Source organism: Streptomyces sp. BE303 (assembly GCF_036290945.1).
Lineage (GTDB): Bacteria > Actinomycetota > Actinomycetes > Streptomycetales > Streptomycetaceae > Kitasatospora.
Genome location: NZ_JAQYWZ010000093.1, coordinates 1 through 317 on the forward strand (window position 1 = coordinate 1; position 317 = coordinate 317).

1 protein-coding gene is annotated in these 317 nt (G+C 73.8%); it reads right to left on the reverse strand.

Annotation, left to right across the window (positions count from 1 at the left end; genetic code table 11):
* A partial coding sequence (locus tag PUR56_RS00350) for an acyltransferase domain-containing protein (RefSeq protein ID WP_329947353.1) occupies positions 1 to 243 on the reverse strand: 243 nt, incomplete at its 3' end.
* Positions 244 to 317 lie beyond the last annotated feature (74 nt).

Consider the following 317-nt stretch of genomic DNA (forward strand, 5'->3'; position numbering starts at 1 on the left):
CACACCCCAGTGCGACAGCAGCGCGTGCAACGCCACCTCGACGGCGAACAACGCCGGCTGCGCGTACCCGGTGCGGTGGATCAGCTCCTCGTCCGCCAGCACCTCCGCCAACGGCCGGTCCAGATAGGCATCCACGTGCACCGCCACCTGGTCGCCGGCAGCCGCCACCCCCGGGAACGCCTCGTCCACCCCCCGGCCCCTCGACGCACGCTGCGCACCCTGGCCCGAGAACAGGAACGCCACCCGGCCCGCCCGTGCGGTGCCGATCAGACCGCCCGCACCCCCCAGTGCGACAGCAGCGCGTGCAACGCCACCTC